General features: G+C 61.6%; 20 protein-coding genes and 1 pseudogene. 12 read left to right on the top strand and 9 right to left on the bottom strand.

The annotated features are described in order from the left end of the window. Positions 1-88 precede the first annotated feature (88 nt). The 8 genes from AB4N98_RS15300 to AB4N98_RS15335 form a co-directional block, all read right to left on the bottom strand. Positions 89-2011: a PrkA family serine protein kinase gene (locus AB4N98_RS15300; RefSeq protein WP_003176479.1), complete on the bottom strand. Its 1923-nt coding sequence runs from the start codon at positions 2009-2011 to the stop codon at positions 89-91. A gap of 284 nt (positions 2012-2295) precedes the next feature. After that, complete coding sequence (gene glpE, locus AB4N98_RS15305; RefSeq protein ID WP_017530804.1) at positions 2296-2625, bottom strand: thiosulfate sulfurtransferase GlpE; 330 nt, start codon at positions 2623-2625, stop codon at positions 2296-2298. Positions 2626-2634: 9 nt separating this feature from the next. Then, entirely contained in the window at positions 2635-3483 is an 849-nt protein-coding gene (locus tag AB4N98_RS15310; protein ID WP_017530805.1) for a symmetrical bis(5'-nucleosyl)-tetraphosphatase, read from the bottom strand. Next, positions 3483-3863, bottom strand: a complete 381-nt coding sequence (apaG, locus tag AB4N98_RS15315) for a Co2+/Mg2+ efflux protein ApaG (RefSeq protein WP_017530806.1) — start codon at positions 3861-3863, stop codon at positions 3483-3485. Before apaG ends, AB4N98_RS15310 begins: the two co-directional genes overlap by 1 nt. A gap of 158 nt (positions 3864-4021) precedes the next feature. Continuing rightward, positions 4022-4834 (bottom strand): 16S rRNA (adenine(1518)-N(6)/adenine(1519)-N(6))-dimethyltransferase RsmA, encoded by an 813-nt coding sequence (rsmA, locus tag AB4N98_RS15320; RefSeq protein ID WP_017530807.1) that lies wholly within the window; start codon positions 4832-4834, stop codon positions 4022-4024. Further along, complete coding sequence (pdxA, locus tag AB4N98_RS15325; RefSeq protein ID WP_065879382.1) at positions 4831-5820, bottom strand: 4-hydroxythreonine-4-phosphate dehydrogenase PdxA; 990 nt, start codon at positions 5818-5820, stop codon at positions 4831-4833. Before pdxA ends, rsmA begins: the two co-directional genes overlap by 4 nt. Next, positions 5817-7157, bottom strand: a complete 1341-nt coding sequence (locus AB4N98_RS15330) for a peptidylprolyl isomerase (RefSeq protein ID WP_017530809.1) — start codon at positions 7155-7157, stop codon at positions 5817-5819. Before AB4N98_RS15330 ends, pdxA begins: the two co-directional genes overlap by 4 nt. Further along, the gene (locus AB4N98_RS15335; RefSeq protein WP_065879383.1) at positions 7132-9942 is read right to left on the bottom strand and encodes an LPS-assembly protein LptD; all 2811 of its coding nucleotides are present in this window, start codon (positions 9940-9942) and stop codon (positions 7132-7134) included. Before AB4N98_RS15335 ends, AB4N98_RS15330 begins: the two co-directional genes overlap by 26 nt. A 130-nt stretch (positions 9943-10072) precedes the next feature. Between AB4N98_RS15335 and AB4N98_RS15340 the strand changes: the two are divergent. The 3 genes and pseudogenes from AB4N98_RS15340 to AB4N98_RS15350 all read left to right on the top strand — a co-directional run bounded on the left by AB4N98_RS15340 (position 10073) and on the right by AB4N98_RS15350 (position 12537). Next, a pseudogene (locus tag AB4N98_RS15340) lies at positions 10073-11097 on the top strand (aminoglycoside phosphotransferase family protein). Then, positions 11094-11768 carry an N-acetylmuramate alpha-1-phosphate uridylyltransferase MurU gene (murU, locus tag AB4N98_RS15345; RefSeq protein WP_017530812.1) on the top strand — a complete coding sequence of 225 codons (675 nt, stop codon included), beginning with the start codon at positions 11094-11096 and terminating at the stop codon, positions 11766-11768. The pseudogene AB4N98_RS15340 and the gene murU overlap by 4 nt, the downstream one beginning before the upstream one ends. A 1-nt stretch (position 11769) precedes the next feature. Next, entirely contained in the window at positions 11770-12537 is a 768-nt protein-coding gene (locus AB4N98_RS15350) for a TerB family tellurite resistance protein (protein WP_017530813.1), read from the top strand. A gap of 63 nt (positions 12538-12600) precedes the next feature. Here AB4N98_RS15350 and AB4N98_RS15355 read toward each other — a convergent pair whose 3' ends face one another. Further along, positions 12601-13572, bottom strand: coding sequence for an alpha/beta hydrolase family protein (locus AB4N98_RS15355; RefSeq protein WP_068936425.1), 972 nt, complete (start codon positions 13570-13572; stop codon positions 12601-12603). Between the two features lie 77 nt (positions 13573-13649). Here AB4N98_RS15355 and AB4N98_RS15360 point away from each other — a divergent pair, with 77 nt between their 5' ends. From AB4N98_RS15360 to AB4N98_RS15400, 9 genes are all read left to right on the top strand, one after another. After that, positions 13650-15650: a PAS domain-containing sensor histidine kinase gene (locus AB4N98_RS15360; protein WP_223496764.1), complete on the top strand. Its 2001-nt coding sequence runs from the start codon at positions 13650-13652 to the stop codon at positions 15648-15650. Between the two features lie 12 nt (positions 15651-15662). Continuing rightward, entirely contained in the window at positions 15663-16292 is a 630-nt protein-coding gene (locus tag AB4N98_RS15365) for a response regulator (RefSeq protein ID WP_017530816.1), read from the top strand. 214 nt (positions 16293-16506) lie between these two features. Continuing rightward, positions 16507-17619 (top strand): ABC transporter ATP-binding protein, encoded by a 1113-nt coding sequence (locus tag AB4N98_RS15370; protein ID WP_017530817.1) that lies wholly within the window; start codon positions 16507-16509, stop codon positions 17617-17619. A gap of 44 nt (positions 17620-17663) precedes the next feature. Continuing rightward, the gene (locus tag AB4N98_RS15375) at positions 17664-18707 is read left to right on the top strand and encodes an ABC transporter substrate-binding protein (RefSeq protein ID WP_017530818.1); all 1044 of its coding nucleotides are present in this window, start codon (positions 17664-17666) and stop codon (positions 18705-18707) included. A gap of 161 nt (positions 18708-18868) precedes the next feature. Then, positions 18869-20116 (top strand): ABC transporter permease, encoded by a 1248-nt coding sequence (locus tag AB4N98_RS15380; protein WP_017530819.1) that lies wholly within the window; start codon positions 18869-18871, stop codon positions 20114-20116. A gap of 12 nt (positions 20117-20128) precedes the next feature. Next, positions 20129-20953, top strand: coding sequence for an ABC transporter permease (locus AB4N98_RS15385; protein ID WP_003176462.1), 825 nt, complete (start codon positions 20129-20131; stop codon positions 20951-20953). Positions 20954-21122: 169 nt separating this feature from the next. Further along, positions 21123-22271 carry an iron-containing alcohol dehydrogenase gene (locus AB4N98_RS15390; RefSeq protein ID WP_017530820.1) on the top strand — a complete coding sequence of 383 codons (1149 nt, stop codon included), beginning with the start codon at positions 21123-21125 and terminating at the stop codon, positions 22269-22271. Positions 22272-22356: 85 nt separating this feature from the next. After that, on the top strand, positions 22357-23031 hold the full coding sequence (rpe, locus tag AB4N98_RS15395) for a ribulose-phosphate 3-epimerase (RefSeq protein WP_017530821.1): 675 nt from the start codon (positions 22357-22359) through the stop codon (positions 23029-23031). Next, positions 23028-23846, top strand: a complete 819-nt coding sequence (locus AB4N98_RS15400; RefSeq protein WP_017530822.1) for a phosphoglycolate phosphatase — start codon at positions 23028-23030, stop codon at positions 23844-23846. The genes rpe and AB4N98_RS15400 overlap by 4 nt, the downstream gene beginning before the upstream one ends. Positions 23847-23868: the final 22 nt, after the last annotated feature.

Here is a 23868-nt window from a genome sequence, read left to right on the forward strand (position 1 = left end):
TTACAAGCTTCCAGCCGCGAGCTGGAAGCTTAAGGACAAGCGGTCAGTTGCCAGGCCATAGGCCTGGCATTGCGCGCTTGCCGCTGCCTTATTGCGATTTGCGCACCCGCAGATACCACTCGGAGAGCAGTCGTACCTGTTTGTCGGTGTAGCCGCGTTCGACCATTCGTGTGACGAAGTCGTTGTGTTTTTGCTGATCCTCCTTGCTGGCCTTGGCATTGAAGCTGATGACTGGCAGCAGGTCTTCGGTGTTGGAGAACATTTTCTTCTCGATGACCACCCGCAGTTTTTCGTAGCTGAGCCAGGTCGGGTTCTTACCGTTGTTATTGGCCCGGGCGCGCAGCACGAAGTTGACGATTTCGTTGCGGAAATCCTTCGGATTGCTGATGCCGGCCGGTTTCTCGATTTTTTCCAGCTCTTCGTTGAGGGCTACGCGATTGAGGATCTCGCCGGTTTCCGGGTCGCGGTATTCCTGGTCCTGGATCCAGAAGTCGGCGTACAGCACGTAGCGGTCGAAGATGTTCTGGCCATACTCGCTGTAGGACTCCAGGTAGGCGGTCTGGATTTCCTTGCCGATGAACTCGATGTAGCGCGGCGCCAGGTATTCCTTGAGGAAGCGCAGATAGCGCTCGCGGGTCTCGGCCTGGAATTGCTCCTGTTCGATCTGTTGTTCCAGCACGTAGAGCAGGTGCACCGGGTTGGCGGCAATTTCATGCGGGTCGAAGTTGAAGACCTTGGACAGGATCTTGAACGCAAAGCGCGTCGACAGCCCGTTCATGCCCTCGTCCACGCCTGCGGTGTCGCGGTATTCCTGGATCGACTTGGCCTTGGGGTCGGTGTCCTTGAGGTTTTCGCCGTCATACACGCGCATCTTGGAGTAGATGTTCGAGTTTTCGGGCTCCTTGAGGCGCGACAGCACCGTGAACTGGGCGAGCATCTTCAGGGTGTCGGGCGCGCAATGGGCCTTGGCCAGGGAGCTGTTGAACAGCAGCTTGTCGTAGATCTTGATCTCGTCGCTCACTCGCAGGCAGTACGGCACCTTGACGATGTAGATCCGGTCGATGAACGCTTCGTTGTTCTTGTTATTGCGGAAGGTGTGCCATTCCGATTCGTTGGAGTGGGCCAGCAGGATCCCGGTGAATGGAATCGCGCCCAGGCCTTCGGTGCTGTTGTAGTTGCCTTCCTGTGTCGCTGTGAGCAGTGGGTGCAGCACCTTGATCGGCGCCTTGAACATTTCCACGAACTCCATCAGGCCCTGGTTGGCCCGGCACAGCGCGCCCGAGTAGCTATAAGCGTCGGCGTCGTTCTGTGGGAATTCTTCGAGTTTGCGGATATCGACCTTACCTACCAGCGCCGAAATATCCTGGTTGTTCTCATCCCCCGGCTCGGTCTTGGCCACGCCGATCTGGTTAAGGATCGACGGGTAGAGTTTCACCACGCGGAATTGGCTGATATCACCGCCGAACTCGGCCAGGCGCTTGGTGGCCCAAGGCGACATGATGGTGTTGAGATAGCGCCGTGGGATGCCGAAGTCTTCTTCGAGGATCGCGCCATCTTCCGTGGCGTTGAACAGGCCCAGGGGCGACTCGAACACCGGCGAGCCCTTGATGGCATAGAAGGGCACTTTCTCGATCAATTGCTTGAGCTTTTCGGCCAGGGACGACTTACCGCCGCCGACGGGGCCGAGCAGGTAGAGGATTTGCTTCTTCTCTTCCAGGCCTTGGGCGGCGTGGCGGAAGTAGGAGACGATCTGGTCGATGCATTCTTCCATTCCGTGGAAGTCTTCAAAGGCCGGGTAGCGGCGGATCACCTTGTTGGAAAAGATTCGCGACAGGCGCGAATTGTTCGAGGTGTCTATCAGTTGCGGTTCGCCAATCGCCAGCAACAGGCGTTCGGCGGCGGATGCGTACGTGCTGCGGTCCTGTTTGCACAGTTCGAGATACTCTTGAAGCGTGAGTTCCTCCTGCTGTGTGGACGCGAAGCGTTGTTGGAAGTGGCTAAAGATACTCATGACGTCGTCACCTCGCTCGATACGTGGAGCCGACGCCGGATCAATCAGTCGATGCTGGCAGTCATTGACCTACGCCAATGACTGTTTTCCCCCCAGAACACCCTAAACGCTACCGATGACCCGCACGCCGGTGTACCGGCTCTCCCCTGATTCGGATGGCCTGCGCTTAAGGATAGTTCGGAATCGGGGAGGTCAAGGCGCGATACGCAATTAGTTTGGCTGCGCCGTTCGTCAGAAACGGCGCTAGCCCAAGCGTCACGCGGGGTAGCGGGGTGTGAAAAAAATTATTGCGAATCGCCGGAGGAAATTTCCGCAGGATAGGTCGCACGCCACAACTCAAAACCGCCGTCCAGGCTGTAGACGTCGGAGAAGCCCTGGCTGACGAGGTAAGCGGCTGCGCTTTGGCTGGAATTACCGTGGTAACAGGCCACGATCAGCGGTGCATCGAGGTCGGCGGCGCGGATGAAATCGGCGATGTTGATGTTGTCCAGATGGTGGGCGCCGGTGATGTGAGCGGCCGCATAGGTCGGCTGGTCACGGATGTCGACGACCACTGCGCCTTGCTCGCGCAGGGCCTGGGCGTGTTCTGGGGGGATACGTTTGAATTCGCTCATGGCGGGCTCCTAAGGCTTGGCTGCGGCCAGCTGTGTGGAAAGGCGGGGTTCGCACCGGCAGGTGTGAAACTCGCCGGTATCGATGTTCATCAGGGTCATGGCGCCGCCCCATACGCAGCCGGTGTCCAGGGCGAACACGCCGGGCTCGTCGCACTTACCTTCCAGCGCCGCCCAGTGGCCGAAGATGATCTTCGTGTCACGGGTCTTGCGCTCCTTGTGGGCGAACCATGGCTTGTAGCCGGGCAGGGCGGTGTCGGCACCTTCTTTGCTCTTGAGGTCCAGCTTGCCGTCGGCGGTGCAGAAACGCATGCGCGTGAAGTAATTGGTGATCACCCGCAGGCGAGCCACGCCGGTGAGGTCGTTGTCCCATTTCACCGGCTCGTTGCCATACATGCCGTCGAGGAAGGCGGTATACAGGCTGTCATCGGCCAAGGCATGTTCGACTTCGGCGGCGCACTTGAGGGCTTTCTTCAGCGTCCACTGTGGCGGGATGCCGGCATGGACCAAGGCCATATTGCGGCCGTCGTCGTAGTGCATGATTTTTTGCCGGCGCAGCCAGTCGAGCAGCTCGGCACGATCAGGTGCTTCAAGGATTTCGCGCAGGGTATCGCCTTTTTTCAGGCGTTCGATGTTATTGCCGGCCGCCAGCAGGTGCAGGTCGTGGTTGCCGAGTACGCACACCAGTGCATCGCGCAGGCTATATAAGTAGCGCAGGGTTGCCAGGGACTCGGGGCCACGATTGACCAGGTCGCCCACCAACCACAGCCGATCATTCGCCGGGTCGAAGGCCACGCGCTCAAGCAGGCACTTGAGCGGCTCCAGGCAGCCTTGCAGATCGCCGACCGCGTACGTCGCCATCAGTGCAGGGCTCCCGGCACGGCAAGGCGAAAAGGCTTGATGATGGCATCGAACAGCTTTCCATCGGTGGCTTTCATTTGATACGAACCCTGCATGGTGCCGACCTTGGAGGTCATGACCGTGCCGCTGCTGTAGGTGTGGCTGGCCCCGGCGTCGATCAACGGTTGCTGGCCGACAACGCCCGCGCCGCGCACTTCCTCGACCTGGCCATCACCGTCGGTGATCACCCAGTGGCGCGACAGCAGCTTGGCCGGCACCAGCCCGTTGTTCTTCACCGTGATGGTGTAGGCAAAGGCGAAACGGTTGTGTTCAGGTTGCGATTGGTCCGCCAGGAAGCGGGTGACGACGCTGACGTCGATCTGGTAGCGAGGATCGGACATGCAAGAGGCCTTAAAAGCAAAAGCGGAGGACAGCAGATGCGGATCAGTCTAGGCCAAGAGGCGGGCACTAGGCCAGACATGCTGTCTGGTATGACGCAGTTCAAATGTGGGAGGGGCGCACCGCCCCTCCCACATCTATATCGCGTAGCCCTTACGCCTTATTCCGCGGTTGGAGCAGGCTGGATGGCGAGCTGGTCGGCCAGGCGCACGAAGGCGGCCAGGTCCAGTTGCTCGGGACGCAGGCTGCCGTCCACGCCGGCGGCTTCGATTTCAGCGTTGCTCAGCAAGGCCTTGAGCGTATTGCGCAAGGTTTTGCGGCGCTGGTTGAACGCCTCGCGCACCACGCGCTCCAGCAATTTGTGATCCTTGGCCGGGTGCGGCAGCACGGCGTGCGGCACCAGGCGTACGATGGCCGAGTCGACCTTCGGCGGCGGGTTGAACGCGCCAGGGCCTACGTTGAACAGGTGTTCGACGCGGCAGTGGTACTGAACCATGATCGACAAGCGGCCCCAATCACCACCGCCCGGGCCGGCGGCCATGCGCTCCACCACTTCCTTTTGCAACATGAAGTGCATGTCGCGGATGATCCCGGCGTTGTTCAGCAGGTGAAAAATCAGCGGCGTGGAGATGTTGTACGGCAGGTTGCCCACCACGCGCAGGCTGTTGGGCGCGGCGTTGAGGGTGTTGAAGTCGAACTTCAGCGCATCGCCCTGATGCAGATTGAAGTTGGATTTGCCGGCGAACTGCTGGTTGAGGATCGGGATCAGGTCCTTGTCCAGTTCAACCACGTCCAACTGGCCACCGCTGGCGAGCAGACCTTGGGTCAGTGCGCCCTGGCCCGGGCCGATTTCCAGCAGACGGTCTTCTGGCTTGGCATGGATTGAGCGCAGGATGCGGTCGATCACGCCGGCGTCGTGCAGGAAGTTTTGCCCGAAGCGCTTGCGCGCCCGGTGTTGGTAATGCTCGGTCATATACGGGTCTCGGCCATCTGATAGGCGGTTTCCAGGGCCACGTGCAGGCTGCCGGTATCGATCTTGCCGCTGCCCGCCAGGTCCAGGGCAGTGCCATGGTCGACGGAGGTACGGATGATCGGCAGGCCCAGTGTCACGTTGACGGCGGCGCCGAAGCCTTTGTATTTCAGCACCGGCAGCCCCTGGTCATGGTACATCGCCAGCACTGCGTCGCAGTGCTCCAGATATTTGGGGGTAAACAGAGTGTCCGCCGGCAGTGGGCCGCGCAGGTCCATGCCTTCTTGGCGCAGACGCTCCAGGGTTGGTTCAATGATGTCGATTTCTTCATGGCCCAAATGGCCGCCTTCACCGGCATGCGGGTTGAGCCCGCAGACCAGGATGCGCGGTTGGGCGATGCCGAATTTGTGTTGCAGGTCGGCATGCAGGATGCGCGTGACACGCTCCAGGCGCTCGACGGTAATGGCATCCGCAATTTCGCGCAGTGGCAAATGCGTGGTCACCAGGGCGACTCGCAGGCCACGCGTGGCGAGCATCATGACGACTTGAGCGGTGTGGGTCAGTTCGGCAAGGAATTCGGTGTGGCCGGAAAAGGCGATACCGGATTCGTTGATCACGCCCTTGTGGACGGGTGCGGTGATCATGCCGGCGAAGTCGCCGTCGAGGCAGCCTTGCCCCGCGCGAGTCAGGGTTTGCAGTACAAACGCTGCGTTGGCCTTGTCCAGTTGCCCGGCAACTACCTTGGCTTGCAGTGGGGTGTCCCACACATACAGGCTGCCGGCTGGGGCAGGCACGTCGGGCCAGTTGCCTGGCGCTGCATCCAGCAGAGTGATAGCCACACCCAGTTGCGCGGCCCGCTCAAGGAGCAGGTCGCGGCTGGTAATGGCGATCAGGGGATGTGGCTGGGCTTGCGAGGCGAGCAGCAGGCACAGGTCTGGACCTATGCCGGCCGGCTCGCCGGGTGTTACCGCGAAACGCTGTGGTTTCACGGAGTTGCCTGGCTGGCGCCTGTTTGCTCGGCGCCTGGCAGCTTGTTCTCTACGTAGGCTTCGTCACGGATCTGACGCAACCAGGTCTGCAGCTCTTCATCGTATTTGCGGTTGCGCAGTACGTTCAGTGCCTGTTGCTCGCGGGCCTGGCTGGTATTGTCGGTGGCGCGACGGCCAAGGACTTCCAGGACATGCCAACCGTATTGAGTCTTGAACGGCTTGGACAGTACGCCTTGCGGGGTATCGGCCATCACCTGCTGGAATTCCGGCACCAGCGCTTTCGGGTCGATCCAGTTCAGGTCGCCGCCGTTGAGGGCCGAACCCGGGTCTTCCGAGAAGCTCTTGGCCAGAGTGGCGAAGTCTTCACCGCTTTGGATGCGGTCATAGATCTTCTGAGCCAGTTCCTTGGTTTGCGCTTCGGTGCGGATTTCGCTTGGTTTGACCAGGATATGACGCACATGCACTTCGTCTTTCAACGAGGTCTCGCCACCGCGACGTTCCAGCAGCTTCAGGATGATGAAACCACCAGGGGTGCGGGCCGGCTGGGTGATGCCGCCGACTTCCATGGCGCTCAGCTCGCGGTCGAACGGAGGGGGCAGTTGAGCGGCTTTACGCCAGCCCATGTCACCGCCTTCAAGGGCGTTGTCGCTGCCGGACTGGGCGATTGCCATCTGGGCGAAATCAGCACCGGCCTTCAGGCGTTCATAGATAGCCTGGGTCTTGGCGGCGGCGGCATTGAGCTGCTCGGAGTTCGCACTGTCCGGGGTCGGAATCAGGATATTGGCCAGGTGCAGTTCTTCGGAAAGCTGCATCTTGCCCAGGTCCGATGCCAGGAAATTCTTGACCTCCTGCTCGGACACCTGAACCCGCTCGGCCACACGGCGTTGGCGCACACGGCTGATGATCATCTCGCGGCGGATCTGGTCACGGGCGTCTTCATACGAAAGACCGTCGTGGGCCAGGGCCGCGCGGAACTGATCGATGCTCATGTTGTTGCGCTGGGCAATGGTGCCGACTGCCTGGTTCAGCTCTTCGTCCGAAATACGGATGCCGGAACGATCACCGATCTGCAGTTGCAGGTTTTCGACGATCAGGCGTTCCAGCACCTGTTGGTCCAGGACGCTGGTAGGCGGCACGCCACCGCCACGCTTGGCGATGGTTTGCTGAACTTCCTTGACGCGTTGGTCCAGTTGGCTCTGCATGATCACGTCGTTATCGACGATGGCCACCACTTTATCCAGCTGTTGAACCGCAGCGTGTGCCGATGCGGCCCCCAGGAACAGCGCGCCCAGTACGAGCGGGCGCAGACAATCAGAAAGCTTGGTCTTCACGTTCACGATAACCTTCAATGCCTTTGTCGAGGAAGCTCTCTACCTTGGCGCCGGTCAGGCCGCCGAGTCCTTTGAGGACGATTTGCAGGAAGAGCCCGTGGTCACCCTTTTCGTTGAGCGGGGCGATCTGGCTGTATTCGTCGTTGGAAACCCAGTAACGGTTGATGACGCGCAGTTTCCAACAGCAGTTGTCGTACTCGAAACCACCGAAGGCTTCCAGCGTACGGTTGCGAGCGTAGTCATACTGCCAGCGGGTGATCAGGTTCCACTGCGGAATGATCGGCCACATCATCGAGAAGTCGTGTTGTTGGATTTTGTAGTAATCCTTCACGTAGTTCGCGTCGCCTGGCTGGCCGTAGTCGCCACCGAACTGCCATTTGCCGGTCAGCTGGTTGTAGACGACCTGGTCGTTACGATAGCGATAACCAACGTTGATGATCTTGTTCGGGTTGTCTTCCGGCTGGTAGTGAAGCATTGCGCTGCCGGAGCGAGGGCTGTGCTCCTCGGTGTCCCAGTTGTAGTCGGCAGTGGCGCGCCAGTCGCGGTTGAAGCGGAACTCGTAGTCCAGTGCAACCGGCGATACGTCTGACTGTGCGTCGTCACGGTCGGCAGCCAGGATGCCCGGCAGTTGGACTTCACGATCCTTGAAGTACACCGCCTGGCCTACGGATACGCGTTGACGCTCGAAGCCGTTGTCTTCGATCCAGCGACTGGTCACGCCCAGGGACAGCTTGTTCTCGTCGCCGATACGGTCGGAACCGCTGAAGCGGTTGTCACGGAACAGCGATGCGTAGCTGAACGAGTACTCGCTGGTGTCGAAGACGGGAATATCCGCCTGGTCCTTGTTCGGTACGTACAGGTAGAACGCACGCGGCTCAAGGGTCTGGCGATAGTCTTTGCCGAACCAGTTGGTATTGCGATCGAAGTACAGGCCGCTGTCGACACTGGCCACCGGAACCGCGCGGTCCTGGGAGCTTTTGAAGGTGCCACCCGCGTACGGATTGGCCGGGGTTGCTGCAGCTTGTTCAGCAAGGATCTGGTTCTTGCCGATGCTGTCCAGGTCCAGGTCGTACTTGGTGTAGACGTACTTGAGCTTCGGGGTGACGAAACCGTAGGTCCAGTTCATCGGGTATTCGACGGCCGGGGCTACGTTCAGGCGTGTGCCGTTGGCGCGGGTCAGGCCGCGTACAAAGGTATCCAGGCGAGGGCTTATCAAGCCATCCTGGTCTCTGAAGGTGCCGTTCTCCAGGTCGCGTTCGAAGCGGACCGCTTCGGTCTCGTAGCTGAAGTTCAAACCGCCCGGATGGTACGGCAGGGTCCCGTTGAAGGTGATCTGCGGCAGGCGGTTATACGGGGTAACCTGGGAAATCGTCGCCAACTGGTAGGCCTGAAGGTTCAGGCGTGCCTGGAAGGTGTCACCGCGATAAGCCACGGAGCCCTGCTGGTTGACGTAGTCGCGGCTCACAACGCCTTCCTGGTTGGACTTCAGGTCCTGGAAGAAGTAAGGGTCGCTGATCTGGGTGTAGTCAACCTGGGTCAGTACGCGCGAATCCAGCCCGCCCTTGTGCTGCCAATTGAGCATGTAGCGGGTTTTTTCGTAGTCGGTCTGCAGCTTGCGCTCGTCGTTGTCGTCGTTCAGGTACGCGCCGCCGAACTGGCCTTCGCTGGACTTGGTGAGGTAGCGGAACTCGCCTTCCATCATCATGCCGCGCTTGGTCATGTATTGCGGGTACAACGTGGCGTCGTAGTTCGGCGCCAGGTTGAAGTAGTACGGCGTAAGCAGGGTGAAGCCGGTTTCGCCACCGGTGCTGAAGCTCGGCGGCAGGAAGCCGGATTGACGACGATCGTCGATCGGGAAATAGATGTAAGGGGTGTACAGGATCGGGATGTTCTTGATCCGCAACGTCGCGTTGGTGGCCGTACCGAAACCGGTGGCCGGGTTCAACGTGATGTTGTTGCCGCGCAGTTGCCAGGCATTGCTGTCTGGTTCGCACGTGGTGTACGTACCGTCCTTGAGACGGATGATCGCGTTCTCGGCGCGCTTGGCGTACAGCGCGTTACCGCGGATGCGCGACTTGTGCAGCACGTATTCGGCGTTGTCGATCTGAGCGGCACCGGTGTCCAGCTGAACCTCGGCGTGGTCGCCGACGATCAAGGCACCCTTGTCGCGCAAACGCACGTTGCCGTTCAGTTCGCCGCGGCTTTCCGCCTGGTACAGGCTGGCCTCTTCAGATTCCAGCTGCATGCTGCCCTGGCGCATGACGACGTCACCGGCCAGGGTTGCGACTTGCTGTTCCTGCTCGTAACGAGAGGCCTTGGCACCGATGAAGGTGGGCGCATCGCTCTTGTCCGTCTTGTCGTTCATGCCAGGACGAGTCGGCTCGATGTACGCACCGCCGCAATAAGGACCGGTTTCGGCCAGTTGGGCCGCGGTCAACTTTTCGCGAGGCACCCAGTCCAAGTGGCTGTAGTCGGCGCTGCGCGAACGCAGGCCGCGGCCCTTGGATTCGGTGACCAGTGCGGTCTTGGGCTCGGCCGCGGCACTGCCACCAGCCTCGGCCTGCGCCGTGCTGTTGGCCGAGCTGACGGCTGCGCCGTCATGCACCGGGCGCGGTGGCAACGGGCTGGCGGCGGTTTTCGGCGCGCAATCCCAGGCACCCGAAGCAGAGACTGAGCAGTCATACTGTTCCGCGGCGACCACGAATGAGGTGGCGAAGGGTTGCAAGGCCAGCAGACTGCCGGTTACCAGCAACGGAAATTTTCTACGAAACGCGGGGGATTTCAATGCCATCTTATTAGTCCGGGCTTCCTGCGTGCCATCTGCCCGCGGTTTGGGCCGCACGCCTCTCGATGGTCTGAAAAAGATGCGTGATAATAAAGCATGCCCCGCTTGACGGCTAGCGCCGTCGGAGACCCTTGTAATGCCCGAGCAAGATCTACGTTTACAACAGCTGGAAGTCTGGCTGGAAGAGCAGTTGCCGATCCTTTTCAACGCTCAGGACTGGGGCCCCGTACCCCCGGCCACATTGACCGCGGCCAGCAGCGACGCGAGTTTCAGGCGTTACTTTCGCTGGGAGGGGGAGGCCGGACGCTGGTGGTGATGGACGCGCCGCCCCCCCAGGAAAACTGCAAACCTTTCGTCGATATCGCGTATTTACTGGCGACATCGGGCATAAATGTTCCAAAAATTTATGCGGAAGATTTGCCGCGCGGCTTTCTTTTGCTCAATGACCTGGGCACAAAAACCTATCTGGACGTGATCGACGAGCAAAACGCCGACGCATTATTCGCCGACGCCATCGACGCGCTGCTGGCGTTCCAGCGCTTGCCGATGGAGGCGCCGCTGCCCAGTTATGACGTTGCCTTGCTGCGCCGTGAACTGGAGCTCTTCCCGGAGTGGTACGTACGCCGCCATCTGGGTATCGAGTTGGATACACAACAGCAGGCTCTGTGGCAACGCGCCAGCGACCACCTGATCGAGAGCGCCCTGGCGCAGCCCAAGGTGCTGGTGCACCGCGACTACATGCCGCGCAACCTGATGATCAGCGAGCCTAACCCGGGCGTGCTGGACTTCCAGGACGCGGTCTACGGCCCGGTCACCTACGACATCACCTGCCTGTTCAAGGACGCCTTCCTCAGTTGGCCCAAGGCGCGCGTGCGTGAATGGCAGTGCGGTTATTGGGAGCGTGCGGCGGAACTGGGGATCCCGGTGCAGCCGGATTTCGAGGACTTCCTGCGTGCCAGCGACCTGATGGGTGTGCAGCGCCACCTCAAGGTCATCGGTATCTTCGCGCGCATTTGCCATCGCGACGGCAAGCCGCGCTACCTGGCTGACGTACCGCGCTTCTTTGCTTATATAGAAGCGGTGCTCGCCGATCGCCCGGAACTGAGCGAATTGGCCGAGCTGTTGACCAGCCTGCGTCAACCCGCAAAGGCCGTTGTATGAAGGCCATGATCCTGGCCGCCGGCAAAGGCGAGCGGATGCGTCCGCTCACGTTGCACACGCCCAAGCCGTTGGTGCAGGCCGGTGGCAAGCGCTTGATCGAATATCACCTGGAGGCGCTAACCAAGGCCGGTTTCACCGATATCGTGATCAACCACGCCTGGCTCGGCCAACAGATCGAAAGTTATCTGGGGGATGGCGCGCAGTTTGGCCTGCGCATCCGTTATTCCCCGGAGGGCGAGCCGCTGGAAACCGGCGGTGGGATTTTCCGGGCCTTGCCACTGCTGGGAGACGCGCCGTTCCTGGTGGTCAATGGCGATATCTGGACTGATTACGACTTTACCCGGCTCAGGCAACCGCTCCAGGGCCTGGCGCACCTGGTGATGGTCGACAACCCGGCGCATCACCCCTCAGGCGGGGATTTCTATCTCGATCAGGGTTTGCTTCATGATGCCGCGCCCGGTGCCGATAACCTGACCTTCAGTGGCATTTCAGTGCTTGACCCCAAGTTGTTCGAGGGTTGCAGCGCGGGTGCCTTCAAGCTGGCACCGCTGCTGCGGGCGGCGATGGCCAAGGGTCTGGTAACGGGGGAACACATGGCGGGACGCTGGATTGATGTCGGCACGCTGGAGCGCCTGGCGCAAGTCGAAACCCTGCTGACAGCGGGGCAGTAGCATGTTGTGGCCAGGGACGCTGATCGGCGCCGGGGCTGGCTTTGCCATTGCCAGTATTCCGGGGGCTTTGTTGGGTGCGTTGCTAGGGCAGGCGCTGGATCGCCGCCTGCAACTGCACAGTTGGGCACAGCTGCGCGAGCGCCTGGGCGGGCGTCCCGCGTTGCGTAACGACGAATTGCTGTTTGTGTTGCTGGGGCGCCTGGCCAAAAGCAACGGGCGCGTGGTGGATGGGCATATTCAGCAGGCGCGCCAGGAAATGCGCTCGCTGGACATGACCGACTCGGCCCAGCGCCGTGCAATCGCAGCCTTCAACCGTGGCAAATCCGGCTCCGACCGGGTGCGCCGCTATCTGCGCGTGCTTAAGGCCCAGCCCCACGCGGCCGAAGGCGTGCTGCGTGCGTGCTGGCGGATGGTCTGGGCGGACGGCAGGGCGGATGACGCTGAACGCGACCTGATCGACCAATGGGGTAAATGGTTGGGCTGGACACCGCAACAACTCCAGGCCCTGGCGGCGGACTACACGCCTGAACGCAAGCCGCTGGTCAATCGCAACGGCACGTATCAGGAGGCGTTGCGCTTGCTTGGCGTAACCGCCACCGCTGAACCGTCGGTAATCAAGCGCGCCTATCGCCGCCTGCTCAGTCGTCACCACCCGGACAAGGTTGCCGGCAGTGGCGCCACCCCTGCGCAAGTGCGTGAGGCCACCGAGCGCACCCGCGACCTGCACAATGCCTATGCGTTGATTCGCGAGCGGCGGGATTTTCGCTAGCCCCAGGGATAACCACAATCCCATGTGGGAGGGAGCAAGCCCACATGAATTTTGCGTTGTTCTTCAGTCCGCATCGGCCTGTGGGCTCAACCACCCACGTACTCGCCGGTACAACTGTTCTTGCTCGGCAGCGCTGTTGCCGGGCAGGGTCTTCAAGGTCACTTGCTTATAGCCATCATTCTTCAAGCGTTTGGCGGCCTGGGCCCGCGCCAGTGCGTTTTTGCGGGATTGAGCGGTGTCTTGGTAGAACACGTCAGCGGTCGGCAACTTCAGGCCGGGGGCCAGTTGTTGCACGTCCGGATGGCGGCCATTGGGCGTTTGCGCCGCGACCATCACGAACCTCTGCACCTGGGACGGTTGTTTCTCGCTCAGGTAACGCGCGGCCCACCAGGCGCCCGTGCCATGGCCGAGCAGCACCACGCTACGTGCGCTTTGGGTTTGGGCGAAGGCCACGGCGGCGTCGATGCGGTCGAAGATACGCGACGCGTCGGTCTTGTCCTGCTCATCGGCGCCCGCCACCACCGCCGGGTCGGTGCCTTCGGCCTCGGCGCTGGCGGCTTGTTCGATCGGTTTGTCGGCGGTGCTGGCTTCCTTGCTGCTGGTGTCGACCGTGGCGTTGGGCGCTTCCGCGGCGCGTGGCGGCAGGGTGTCGACGCTTACGTCCGGCAGCGACAAGCTGAGGCTGCCCCAATTGGCGTCCGGCAATTTGCGCCGCAATGGGCCGATTGCTTGAGGCCAATCAGCATTTTCACCGCGCCCCGGTACGATAATCACCACGCCTTCGGGTTCGGAGCTGTTGGCGGGTTTCCACAGGGCGAGGAAGGAGTCGCTGCCGGCCTGCAACTGCTGTTGTTCCTGTTGCGGCAGGGTGCGCTCCAGCGAACTGGCCTCTTGCTGGCTGCGCTCGGGCAAGGGTTGGCGCTCGACGGGTTTTTCGGCGGACGGCGGTGTGTCGGCGGCGTGTACAGAAAAGGCGCTGGTAAATAGCAGCGACAGGCACAATGCTGGCAGTGCCGAACGGTGGAGAAAGAGCATCGTTAATTCCCGGCCAGAAGAGATTCCAGCAGCCTAATGGGTTGGTCAGTATTTGTCAGTGATGTGAGACGTGGATCATGGGTTTTCGCTGTCTGCTGGTTATCGGCTGTTTGTGCATTGCCTTTATGGCCAACGCCGCCCCCGCGCCTGCCGTCCCGCAGGCACAGCTCAACGCGCAGCAGCGCGAATGGCTGGCCGCGCACCCGGAGCTGCGGGTAGGTGTGGTGCTGCAGGCGCCTTACGCGCAATACGACCGGCGGCTGCAACGCTTGTCCGGCGCCAATGTGGAACTGATGCAATGGCTGGCCAAGGCGCTGAACATTGACCTGGTGTGGCGCAACTTTCCCAGTCAGGAGCAGTTGGAAGCCGCCGTGCGCGACGATGAAGTCGACATCGCCCCAGGCCTGCAACAGACCCCGGCCGGGTTGCGCCTGTGGTTGTTCACCGACCCCTATATGCGTGTGCCCCAACACATCGTCGGCATCCGGGAGGGCGGTGGCGCCGTTGAGCTGGAAAAACTCGATGGGCAGTCTCGCGTCGCCGTGCGCATGCCCAGCGCCGTGGCCGATTATCTGCGCGGTACTTACCCAGGCCTTAACCTGCAAGGTGTGCCCATGGAGCGCCAGGCCCTGCAATTGCTGGTCAGCGAGCAGGCGCGCTACGCCATCGTCGATGAAGCGCAACTGAGTCGCTTGTCCGGCGAAGCGGAGTTCGCCGGGTTGGCGGTGGTAGGGGATATCGGCTTGCCGCAGTTGCTGCGCGTGGCCACTCGACGCGACTGGCCGCAGTTGGCCGGCATTATGGAAAGCGCGCTGCGCGCCATCCCTGCCCGAGACCTGGACCAGCTGCACAATCGTTGGCTGCAGCCCAAATACCCGCGTTTATCCGAATCCAAAGGCTTTTGGCAAAACCTCTGCCTGTTGCTGGGGCTGTTGTTGCTCGCCAGCCTGGCGGTGGTGTTCTGGCAACGCCGCCAGCAACGCGCGCTGGAACACGACCTATTGGCCGCGCGCGAAGAAAGCGCCGCGCGCGCCGCCGGTGCGCAAGCGTTGCGCCTGACGCAATTTTCTATCGACCAAAGCACCGTCGGCATCCTGTGGGTCAACTGGGACAGCCATGTGCGCTACGCCAACCGCGCCGCCGAAAGCATGCTCGGCTACGACCCCGGCGCGCTGATCGAGCGGCCGCTGGTCGATCTCGACCCCACGCTGGACATGGACCGCTGGCTCAACCTATGGAAGCGCGCGCGCGCCAGCGAAGAGGGGCCGCAGAATTTTGCCACCGATTGCCTGCGCGCCGACGGCAGCATCCTGCCGGCCAACGTGTCCTTGAGCTTCTTGCGGTTTGCCGAGGCCGAGTACCTTGTGGTTTACCTCAACGACGTCACCGAACTGCGCCGTACCCTGGCCGCGTTGCTGCAAAGCGAAGCGCAACTGCGCGAATTGTCCGCGCACCTGGAAACCGTGCGCGAAGAAGAGAAGGCGCGCATTGCCCGCGAAGTGCACGACGAACTCGGGCAGATGCTCACGGTGCTCAAGCTGGAAACGTCCATGTGCGAGCTGGCCTATGCGCAACTGGACCCCGGCCTGCACGAGCGCTTGAACAGCATGAAACGCCTGATCGCTCAGTTGTTCCAGCTAGTGCGGGACGTAGCCACCGCCCTGCGCCCGCCGATTCTCGATGCCGGGATTGCGTCTGCCATCGAGTGGCAAGCCCGCCGCTTTGAAGCGCGTACGCACATTCCCTGCCTGGTGCAGGTGCCGGATAACCTGCCGGCCCTGAGCGACGCCAAGGCCATAGGCCTGTTTCGTATCCTGCAGGAGGCGCTGACCAATGTGATGCGCCATGCCCAGGCGCATACTGTGGAGCTGACGTTGGCGATGGACGGCAGCGATTTGCGCTTGACCATCAGCGACGACGGCGTTGGCTTCGTCCAGCCTGAAGGCCGCGCGGTCTCGTTTGGCCTGGTCGGCATGCGCGAGCGGGTGCTGATCATGGGTGGGCAATTGAGCCTGCACAGTGAGTTGGGGGAGGGCACCACCCTGAGCGTGATGGTGCCGCTGGATGCCAAACAATAAGAGGAAACCCCTGTGATCCGCGTACTGGTAGCCGAAGACCACACCATTGTTCGTGAAGGCATCAAGCAACTGATCGGCCTGGCCAAAGACCTGCTGGTGGTAGGCGAGGCGAGCAATGGCGAACAGTTGCTGGAGACCTTGCGCCACGTGTCCTGCGAGGTGGTCCTGCTGGACATTTCGATGCCTGGCGTCAATGGCCTGGAGGCGATTGCGCGGATTCGCGCGTTGAGCAACCCGCCGGCGATCCTGGTGCTGTCGATGCACGACGAAGCGCAGATGGCAGCCCGCGCCTTGAAGGTGGGCGCCGCCGGCTATGCAACCAAGGACAGTGACCCGGCGTTGCTGCTCACCGCTATTCGCAAGGTGGCCGCCGGCGGGCGCTATATCGACCCGGACCTGGCCGACCGCATGGTCTTTGAAGTCGGCCTCACCGACGCCAGGCCGCTGCATGCGTTGCTGTCGGAGCGCGAGTTCTCGGTGTTCGAGCGCCTGGCCCAAGGCGCCAACGTTAACGATATCGCCCAGCAACTGGCGCTGAGCAGCAAAACCATCAGTACCCACAAAGCGCGCTTGATGCAAAAGCTCAACATCACCTCCCTGGCTGAACTGGTGAAGTACGCCATGGAACACAAACTTCTGTGACGACATGCCTGTTTGCGACGCCCCTTAAACCGTACTGAAGCCATTCCCGGCGCGTGCGGCCGTGACACTGTTCCATCCCCGCCATTGATGTAGGGCGATCCCTACCCCCAGCCTTCCATCCGGCTGATGCAAATCTCTCCTGGCCCCCGATTTCCGGGGGCTCTGGCGTGGACTACGCTTGTGCCACAGCAGTCCAAAACACAAAGGTGCGGGTATGAGCGAGGTGGATTCAAATGATGTACTGGTCAGCTTTCGTGGCGTGCAGAAAAGCTACGACGGCGAGAACCTGATCGTCAAAGACCTCAACCTGGAGATTCGCAAGGGCGAGTTCCTCACCTTGCTCGGGCCATCCGGTTCGGGCAAGACCACCAGCCTGATGATGCTCGCCGGCTTTGAAACCCCCACCGCCGGCGAAATCCAGCTGGCGGGGCGCGCCATCAACAACGTGCCGCCGCACAAGCGCGACATCGGCATGGTGTTCCAGAACTACGCGTTGTTCCCGCACATGACCGTCGCCGAGAACCTGGCGTTCCCGCTCTCGGTGCGCGGGTTGAGCAAGACCGATATCAGCGAGCGGGTCAAACGCGTGCTGAGCATGGTCCAGCTTGACGCTTTCGCCCAGCGCTACCCGGCGCAATTGTCCGGCGGCCAGCAACAGCGTGTGGCCTTGGCCCGCGCGCTGGTGTTCGAGCCACAGTTGGTGCTGATGGACGAACCCCTCGGCGCCCTCGACAAGCAACTGCGTGAACACATGCAGATGGAGATCAAGCACCTGCACCAGCGCCTCGGCGTGACGGTGGTGTATGTGACCCACGACCAGGGTGAAGCCCTGACCATGTCCGACCGCGTGGCGGTGTTTCATCAGGGCGAGATCCAACAGATCGCCCCGCCACGCACCTTGTACGAAGAGCCCAGAAACACCTTCGTGGCCAACTTCATCGGCGAGAACAATCGCCTCAACGGGCGCTTGCACAGCCACACCGGCGACCGCTGCGTGGTCGAGCTGGCGCGGGGCGAGAAGGTCGAGGCCCTGGCGATCAACGTCGGCCAGCTCGGCGGCCCGGTGACGCTGTCGGTACGCCCGGAACGCGTCAGCCTCAACGGTTCCAGCGAAAGCTGCAGCAACCGTTTTTCGGGGCGAGTGGCGGAATTCATCTACCTGGGCGACCACGTGCGCGTACGCCTGGAAGTCTGCGGCAAGGCCGATTTTTTTGTGAAACAACCGATTGCCGAGCTGGACCCGGCCCTGGCGGTCGGCGACGTGGTACCGATTGGCTGGCAAGTCGAGCACGTTCGCGCACTCGACCCACTTTTAGAGGCGAATTGATCGCCCCCATGGCTTCACCAACCCTGCACGTGGAGAGAACAACAATGTTGAAATCCCTTAAGTATTCAGCGCTCGCCCTCGGTTTGATGGGCGCGACACAGGCCATGGCCGCCGGCCCGGACCTGACGGTTGTGTCCTTTGGTGGCGCGAACAAGGCGGCCCAGGTCAAGGCCTTCTATGCACCGTGGGAAAGCGCGGGCAACGGCAAGATCGTTGCCGGCGAGTACAACGGTGAGATGGCCAAGGTCAAAGCCATGGTCGACACCAAGAGCGTGTCCTGGGACCTGGTGGAAGTGGAATCGCCGGAATTGTCCCGCGGTTGCGACGAAGACATGTTCGAACCGCTCGACCCGAAACTGTTCGGCAAAGCCGAAGACTACGTAAAAGGCGCGATCCAGCCGTGCGGTGTGGGCTTCTTCGTGTGGTCGACCGTGCTGGCGTACAACGCCGACAAATTGGCCTCCGCGCCCACCAGTTGGGCGGATTTCTGGGACACCAAGAAATTCCCGGGCAAGCGCGGCCTGCGTAAAGGCGCCAAGTACACCCTGGAATTTGCGTTGATGGCCGACGGCGTAGCGCCCAAAGACGTCTACAAAGTACTGGCCGGCAAAGACGGCCAGGACCGTGCGTTCAAGAAGCTCGACGAACTCAAGCCGTCGATCCAATGGTGGGAAGCCGGCGCACAACCGCCACAGTACCTCGCCTCGGGTGACGTAGTGATGAGCTCGGCCTACAACGGCCGCATCGCTGCCGTGCAAAAAGAAAGCAACCTGAAAGTGGTGTGGAACGGCGGCATCTACGACTTCGACGCCTGGGCCATTCCTAAAGGCCTGGCCAAAGACCGCGCGGAAGCGGCGAAGAAATTCATCGCCTTCTCGGTGGCGCCGCAGCAGCAGAAGACCTATTCGGAAAACATCGCCTACGGCCCGGCCAATACCCAAGCCGTACCGTTGCTGGCCAAGGACATTCTCAAGGACATGCCGACGACGCCAGAGAACATCGCCAACCAGGTGCAGATCGATGTGAGCTTCTGGGCCGATAACGGCGAGCAGCTTGAGCAGCGCTTCAATTCCTGGGCTGCAAAGTAACCAGCAGCACCGCTGAACCCCTGTGGGAGGGGACTTGCTCCCGATGGCAGACTGTCAGGCAATACACAGGCTGACTGATCCACCGCTATCGGGAGCAAGTCGAATCGTCGCACCGCCCCTCCCACAGGGTGTGCATTCATCTTTAAGATCCGGAGTCAGCCATGGCCATCGCCGTTCCCTCGAACGAGGTCAACAGCCCCACCCTCAAGCAGCGCCTGGCGCGTGCCGAGCGGCTTAACCGCTGGAAGGCCCAGGCCTTGATTGCGCCGCTGGTGCTGTTTTTGCTGCTGGTCTTCCTGGTGCCGATCGTTGCGCTGTTGTTTAAAAGTGTCGGTAACCCGGAAGTGGTGGGCGGCTTGCCGCGTACCGTGATGGCGGTGACAGCTTGGGACGGTCGTGGCCTGCCGGGCGAGCCGGTATACCGGGCGCTGAGTGAAGACCTGGGTGAAGCGCGCAAAAACCAGACCTTGGGCGACCTGTCCAAGCGCTTGAACATGGAACTGGCCGGCTACCGCAGCCTGCTGACCAAAACCGCACGGGCGCTGCCGTTTACCGAAGCGCCGGCCTCTTATAAAGAAGCGCTGGAAACCCTCGACGAACGTTGGGGCGACCCGGCGTACTGGCAGGCGATCCGGCGCAATACCAGCAGCCTGACGCCGTATTACTTGCTGGCGGCGGTCGATCACCGTATCGACGACCTGGGCGAAATCGCCCCGGCCACGCCCGACCAGGCGATCTACCTGGACATTTTCGCCCGCACCTTCTGGATGGGCCTGGTCATCACGGTCATCTGCCTGCTGCTGGCCTACCCCCTGGCCTACCTGTTGGCCAACCTGCCGGCGCGTAAAAGCAACCTGCTGATGATCCTGGTGTTGCTGCCGTTCTGGACCTCGATCCTGGTGCGGGTCGCCGCATGGATCGTGCTGCTGCAATCGGGTGGCCTGATCAACAGCGCGCTGATGGGCATGGGCCTCATCGATAAACCCTTGGAGCTGGTGTTCAACCGCACCGGGGTCTACATCTCGATGGTGCACATCCTGCTGCCGTTCATGATTTTGCCGATCTACAGCGTGATGAAGGGCATTTCACCCACCTACATGCGTGCGGCCATTTCCCTGGGCTGCCACCCGTTCGCCAGTTTCTGGCGCGTGTACTTCCCACAGACCTACGCCGGTGTGGGCGCCGGTTGCCTGTTGGTGTTCATTCTGGCGATTGGTTACTACATCACTCCGGCGTTGCTGGGCAGCCCGAACGACCAGATGGTCAGCTACTTCGTGGCGTTCTACACCAACACCAGCATCAACTGGGGCATGGCGACGGCGTTGGGCGGCCTGCTGCTGCTGGCGACCGTGGTGCTGTACTTGATCTACAACCGGCTGGTCGGCGCCAGCCGCCTGCGCCTGAGCTAAGGAGACCTTGCGATGCTGAGCCCTTATATGTCCCCCGTGGAGCGGGTGTGGTTCTACAGCTTGCGGATTCTCTGCGGCTTGATCCTGCTGTTCCTGATATTGCCCGTGCTGGTGATCATCCCGCTGTCGTTCAACAGCGGCAGTTTCCTGGTGTACCCGCTGCAAGGCTTTTCGCTGCAGTGGTACCACGACTTCTTTGCCTCGGCCGAATGGATGCGTGCGCTGAAAAACAGCATCATCGTCGCCCCGGCGGCCACGGTGCTGGCGATGGTGTTCGGCACCCTGGCGGCGATTGGCCTGACCCGTGGGAATTTCCCCGGCAAGGCGTTGGTGATGGCCCTGGTGATATCGCCGATGGTGGTGCCGGTGGTGATCATCGGCGTGGCCAGTTACCTGTTCTTTGCGCCGCTGGGCCTGGGTAACAGCTTTTTCTCGTTGATCGTGGTGCATGCGGTGCTGGGTGTGCCGTTTGTGATCATCACCGTGTCGGCGACCTTGCAGGGTTTCAACCATAACCTGGTGCGGGCAGCGGCCAGCCTGGGGGCTTCGCCCTTGACCGCGTTTCGTCGGGTAACCCTGCCGCTGATTGCGCCGGGGGTGATCTCCGGCGCGTTGTTTGCCTTTGCCACCTCGTTCGATGAGGTGGTGGTGACGCTGTTCCTTGCCGGCCCCGAGCAAGCAACCCTGCCACGCCAGATGTTCAGCGGTATCCGCGAAAACCTCAGCCCGACGATTGCGGCGGCGGCGACCTTGCTGATTGCGTTCTCGGTGTTGCTGTTGCTGACCTTGGAGTGGTTGCGTGGCCGTAGCGAGAAGCTGCGGACAGCACAGGTCTAGAGCCCAGCACAGATCAAAATGTGGGAGGGGCGGTGCGACGATTCGACTTGCCCCCTCCCACAGGGGTTTTGTGTTGAGCCTCCAAGACCATTCAGCCGCTGAATGGCAGACAACCCCTATGCATCAGCTACTCTTGTGCCAGCCCCATCATTGATAAGAGGCCGCGCACATGAGTACTTCCTCATTCAAGATCGCCCACAAATTGCTGACAGGCGCAGGCGCCATCGGGCAGCTGGCCGCCGAGCTTACCCGTCTGGATGTGGACAACCCGCTGATTGTCACCGATGCGGTGCTGGTCAAATCCGGCACCGTAGCCTTGGCCCTCGAACACCTGGGCGAGCGCAGCTACGAAATCTTCGACCGCGTGCTGCCCGACCCGGAAATAGCCATTGTCGAAGACTGCATGCAGGCCTACCGCGACGGCGGGCACGACGGCCTGATTGGCCTGGGGGGCGGTAGCGCCATCGACATTGCCAAAAGCGTGGCGGCCTATGCCGGTTACCACGGCGCGCTGGCGGATTTGTTCGGTATCGATCAGGTACCGCGTAAAGGCCCGCCATTGATCGCGATCCCGACCACGGCCGGCACCGGCTCGGAAGTCACCAATGTGGCGATCCTCTCCGACAAAGTCGCGCAGTTGAAAAAAGGTATCGTCAGCGATTACCTGTTGCCGGACGTGGCGCTGATCAGCCCGCAAATGACCCTGACCTGCCCGCGCAGCGTTACCGCCGCCAGCGGCGTGGATGCGCTGGTGCATGCCATTGAGTCGTACCTGTCGCTGAACGCCTCGCCGATCACCGATGCCTTGGCCATCGGTGCGATCAAGCTGATCGCCAAGGCGCTGCCCAAGGCCTACGCCAACCCGGCCCATTTGCAGGCCCGGGACGATATGGCCACCGCCAGCTTGATGGCCGGCATGGCTTTCGGTAACGCCGGGGTGGGGGCGGTGCATGCGTTGGCCTACCCGCTGGGCGGGCGTTTCAATATTGCCCACGGCGTGAGCAATGCGCTGTTGCTGCCCTACGTGATGCACTGGAACAAGCTGGCCTGTGTCGAGCGCATGCAGGACATTGCCCAGGCCATGGGCGTCAATACCAGCGGGCTGAGTGTCAATGAGGCTGCCGACCAGGCGGTGGAGGCCATGACGCGACTCTGCGCCGCCGTGGAGATCCCGGCAGGCCTGCGCAGTTTCGCAATCCCCGAGAACGCGATCCCGGCCATGGCCACTGAAGCTGCGGGGATCGAACGGTTGATGCGCAACAACCCGCGCAAGCTCAGCGTGGCGGATATCGAGAAAATCTACCGGGCCGCTTACTAGCCCGTTGAGCCAGGTCACGGTGCGCGCAGCAAAGCATGAGGTATACAATGCGCGCCATCGTGATTTAGCTCAGAAAAGGTGCGTCATGCAGCCCTTCGTTATTGCCCCATCGATTCTCTCCGCCGACTTCGCCCGCCTGGGTGAGGAAGTGGACAACGTGTTGGCCGCCGGTGCCGACTTCGTGCACTTCGATGTCATGGACAACCACTACGTGCCCAACCTGACCATCGGCCCGATGGTCTGCGCGGCGCTGCGCAAATACGGCATCACCGCGCCGATCGACGCGCACTTGATGGTCAGCCCGGTGGACCGCATCATCGGCGACTTCATCGAAGCCGGCGCCACCTACATCACCTTCCACCCGGAAGCTTCGCTGCACGTCGACCGTACCCTGCAACTGATCCGCGAAGGCGGTTGCAAGGCGGGCCTGGTGTTCAACCCGGCTACCCCGCTGGACGTGCTCAAGTACGTGATGGACAAGGTCGACATGGTGCTGCTGATGAGCGTCAACCCAGGTTTCGGTGGGCAGAAGTTCATCCCCGGCACTCTTGACAAGCTGCGTGAAGCCCGCGCGCTGATCGATGCCTCGGGCCGTGATATCCGCCTGGAAATCGACGGTGGGGTCAACGTCAACAACATCCGCGAAATCGCTGCCGCCGGTGCCGACACCTTCGTCGCCGGTTCGGCGATCTTCAATGCCCCGGACTATCAGGAAGTGATCGCCAAAATGCGCGCCGAACTGGCGCTGGCGCGTCCATGAGCGGCTTTGAGCAGCTGTTCCCCGGCAAACTGCCACGGCTGGTGATGTTCGATCTGGACGGTACCTTGATCGACTCGGTGCCGGACCTGGCGGCGGCGGTGGACCAGATGCTGCTCAAACTGGGGCGCCCGCCGGCGGGGCTGGAGTCGGTACGCGAATGGGTCGGCAACGGCGCGCCGATGCTGGTGCGCCGGGCCCTGGCCAACCACATCGAGGCCGACGGTGTCGACGAGGTGGAAGCCGAACACGCCTTGGAATTGTTCAACACGGCCTATGAAGGCGACCATGAACTGACCGTGGTTTACCCCGGCGTACGTGACACCCTCAAGTGGCTGAGCAAGCAGGGCGTGGAAATGGCCCTGATCACCAACAAGCCGGAGCGATTCGTTGCGCCGCTGTTGGACCAGATGAAGATCGGCCGTTATTTCCGCTGGATCATCGGCGGCGATACGTTGCCGCAGAAAAAGCCTGACCCGGCGGCGCTGTTTTTTGTGATGAAAATGGCCAATATCCCGGCCTCGCAGTCATTGTTTGTCGGCGATTCGCGCAGCGACGTGCAGGCGGCAAAAGCGGCGGGTGTGCAGTGCGTAGCCTTGAGCTACGGCTATAACCATGGCCGGCCGATTGCCGAGGAATCTCCGGCGTTGGTCATTGATGACCTGCGACTGCTAATCCCCGGTTGCTTGGGAGCGGGCGCTGAGATAACGTTGCCCGATACCGATCCGTCCCCTTCTGGAAATTCCATCGTGGTGGTCACTCGCAAACTCTGGATGAAAGTCATCAAGGCCCTGGCCCGCTGGCGTTGGCGCGCCTGACTGATCCTGGCCGCGCTCTGCG

Source organism: Pseudomonas sp. S3_E10 (genome assembly GCF_054667615.1).